Here is a 3137-nt window from a genome sequence, read left to right as displayed (position 1 = left end):
TCAGCACCAGCTCGGAATCGCCTACCTATATTATTTCTTTCCCGGCAGTATGTATCTGGTATGTATTGCAAAAGCCTACCCGCTGGAACAATGCCCTGTTCATATTTGTGCTCATTTTCACCAGTTTTGCCCACTCAGACCTGCTTACGCCCTGGGTACGGCATAACGTGATGCTACCCTACGCAGGTAAGGCATTCCCCAGTATTGTTATGTGGCTGGTGATCGTGTACCAGATCTGGGACAAGCAGTTCCTGCGCTTACCGCAGCCGGCAGGCAATGCTGCTGTGGTATAACCCGGGGTTTATTGCTGCGCCATTGTAGTCCAACTCGTATAAATCGCCCTTTTTAGGAGGGAGCCATTGCTGCTCCATTGCTGCGCAACTCTACCCCCCTACATAAAACCCTACATGGGGATACGTGTGCCACACCTCAAAGGTGTGGCACACATTTATCCGCCTCAAATATTATCTTGTACACCCATGAAACGTACCCTTGCCATTATATTCTTTTTAACCTTGTTCCAAAACACCCAGGCCCAAACCAGGGCCCGCATTTTATCCCGGCACAGCACCGACAGCCTGTTTACACCCGCCCTGCAGCAGCAGCTGGAAATAAGCTATCCCATTTTCCGCGCCTATCAATATACCGATAAGGGTGGCGCCGGCTACCTGCTGCTCATGGAAAAAAGCGAGATCAATGGCCGGGATACCACCGTCACCAACCTGGCTGCCATCTGCATACAGCAGGGGCAGAGCGGGTTTAAAACCCTCTGGAAAATGAAAGACCTGCTGGAGCCGGAAGAGGCCTCCATCTGGTTCTGGTCGAAATATATACAGCTGCAGGACCTTAACGGCGATGGCTATATTGATCCCTATGTAGTATATGGCAGCCGCAGCCGGGAAGAGGAAGGGGAGTACCGCCGCCTGAAAATACTGCTCTATAACAATGGCAGCAAAACCGCCATCCGCGCCGTTACCGGCACCCTGGATGAGGAAAGGAGCCTGCAATACGATAAAAGCTTCAGCACATTACCGGCACCTATGCAGGCCTATTTCAAACAGCTGCTGCAACGCATCAGTAAAGAAACAGATTATATTCTGGCGAATTAGTATCTTTCTCACTAAACAATTTTTCAACGATGATCCTGGATACACTAGCCAATGCGCACCTGTACTACAACCTGGGCCCCGCATTTGTAAAGGCATTTGAATACCTGGCCGGCACAGACCTTAGCGCGCTGGCAAAAGGTAAATATGAGATAGATGGCAACAATATTTTTGTGATCATCAATGAGTACGATACCGTACCTGCTGCCGGCGAACAAATGGAAGCGCACCGCCAGCATATTGATGTGCAGTACATCATCAGCGGATCAGAGCTCATAGGGCACGATAACCTGCAGCAGCAACAGCCCTCCAAAGCATACGACGAAACAGCAGATTACCTGCTGGTGCCGGACCGCCCGGCCTTTTTCTCAAAGCTGCAGCAGGGTCATTTCGCCATCTTTTTTCCCACAGATCTGCACATGCCCAACATCCAGGTAAGCGGTCCGGCGCCCGTAAAAAAGGCCGTGATCAAGATCCGCGTGCAGTAAGGTTTAAATACCTACATTTGTGAACACCCACGCTAAGAAGAAAAACCATGAAGGAAATAGCTTTGTTGATCTACGAAGACACCGTCTTATCCTCCATTGCAGGTGTGCTGGACCTGTTTGCCGGCACTAACCGCATCCTGCAGGAAGCCGGCGCCCCGCCCGCCTTTAGGGTAACGCTGGTAAGTGATAAGGGAAATAATCCCTCCATGCACATCCCCGGGCAGTTCATCAGCAATAAGAATTTATCGGAGGTAAGCAATACCGACCTGGTAATAGCACCCGCTTTTTATGGCGATGCCCAGCAGGCGCTGGATAAAAATCATGCGCTGGTGAACTGGATCATAACCATGCACCGCCGTGGCGCAGAAGTAGCCAGCCTGTGTTTGGGCAGCTACTTCCTGGCAGAAGCTGGCCTGCTGGCCGGCCGTTGCTGCACCACCCACTGGACGGCGGTAGATGATATGCGGCGCCGCTATCCCAACATAGATATACTCCCCGACCTGGTAGTAACGGATGAAGAAGGTATATACACCAGCGGCGGCGCCTTTTCCTCGCTTAACCTGGTATTGTACCTGGTAGAAAAGTTCTGCGGGCGGGAGGTAGGCATAGTAGCCAGCAAAATGTTCTCTATTGATATGGACCGTGTGAACCAGGCGCACTTCTCCATGTTCATGGGGCAGCACCAGCATGAGGATGAGGAGATCCGCAAGGCGCAGTCTTATATTGAAGAGCATTTTCACCTGCAGATCTCCATTGAGGAAATTGCAGAGCGCAGCAACATGAGCAAACGCAATTTCATACGCCGCTTTAAGCACGCCACCCAAAGCACCCCGCTGGAATACCTGCAGCGGGTAAAAATAGAATCAGCGAAAAAAGCGCTGGAAAAGAGCGGGGATAACATCAGCGCGTTGATGAACAATGTAGGGTATAACGATCTTAAAACCTTCCGCAAAGTATTCAAACGCATCACCGGCCTTACCCCGCAGGATTACCGGAAGAAGTATTGCAGGTCGTTGAATTAAGTAAAAAGTAAAAAAGTAAAAATTAAAAAGGTGAGAGCGTGGGGAAAGCATAAGCATAAGGCACAAAGCGTAAAGCTCACTGCGTAAAGCATAAGGCACAAAGCCAGCCCCAAGCACAAAGCATAAGTAAAAAGCACAAAGCAAAAAGCCTTCAGCATAAACAGGAAGCTTTTTGCTTTGTGCTTTCCGCTTTCCGCTCCAAGGCAAGCGTTTTAATTTTACTTTTTTGCGAACGCAAAAAAAAGCCACCGGTTTACCGGTGGCTCTCCGACACCCGTCCGGGCGTCTGACAGTTTTCTTATATGGAAGAACCCGGTTAGGCGATACTAACCGCAGGTTTCCATGAATATCCTGTAGATTGCATGAATACCTCCTTTTCTTTGATGAATAACTAAATTACAATAATATTCCTGAATAATCTGTTAAAAAATAGTTGTAGCTATTAGTAATTGATCACCCCGTTATTGGGAGCGGAAAGGGGAAAGCATAAAGCAGAAAGCGTAAAGCAGAAAGCGGAAAGC

Annotated in this window: 4 protein-coding genes; all 4 read left to right on the top strand. The window is 49.3% G+C overall.

Going from position 1 to position 3137, the window contains the following annotated elements; all coding sequences use genetic code 11:
• Nucleotides 1–293: hypothetical protein (locus VIM87_RS15095; RefSeq protein WP_331997795.1), on the top strand; the 293-nt coding region annotated here is incomplete at its 5' end.
• Between the two features lie 186 nt (nucleotides 294–479).
• Nucleotides 480–1109 (top strand): M949_RS01915 family surface polysaccharide biosynthesis protein, encoded by a 630-nt coding sequence (locus VIM87_RS15090; RefSeq protein ID WP_331997794.1) that lies wholly within the window; start codon nucleotides 480–482, stop codon nucleotides 1107–1109.
• Between the two features lie 29 nt (nucleotides 1110–1138).
• On the top strand, nucleotides 1139–1594 hold the full coding sequence (locus tag VIM87_RS15085; protein WP_331997793.1) for a YhcH/YjgK/YiaL family protein: 456 nt from the start codon (nucleotides 1139–1141) through the stop codon (nucleotides 1592–1594).
• A 47-nt stretch (nucleotides 1595–1641) separates the two neighbouring features.
• Nucleotides 1642–2616 carry a GlxA family transcriptional regulator gene (locus VIM87_RS15080; protein ID WP_331997792.1) on the top strand — a complete coding sequence of 325 codons (975 nt, stop codon included), beginning with the start codon at nucleotides 1642–1644 and terminating at the stop codon, nucleotides 2614–2616.
• Nucleotides 2617–3137: the final 521 nt, after the last annotated feature.

Source organism: Chitinophaga sp., assembly GCF_036569125.1.
Taxonomy (GTDB): Bacteria; Bacteroidota; Bacteroidia; order Chitinophagales; family Chitinophagaceae; genus Chitinophaga.
The sequence above is the reverse complement of the archived record's forward strand: the minus strand, read 5'-3'. Positions and strand labels throughout refer to the sequence as shown.

Coding starts and splice junctions, on each gene's coding strand:
- VIM87_RS15090 (WP_331997794.1), top strand. CDS start 480: ATGAAACGTACCCTTGCCATTATATTCTTTTTAACCTTGTTCCAAAAC.
- VIM87_RS15085 (WP_331997793.1), top strand. CDS start 1,139: ATGATCCTGGATACACTAGCCAATGCGCACCTGTACTACAACCTGGGC.
- VIM87_RS15080 (WP_331997792.1), top strand. CDS start 1,642: ATGAAGGAAATAGCTTTGTTGATCTACGAAGACACCGTCTTATCCTCC.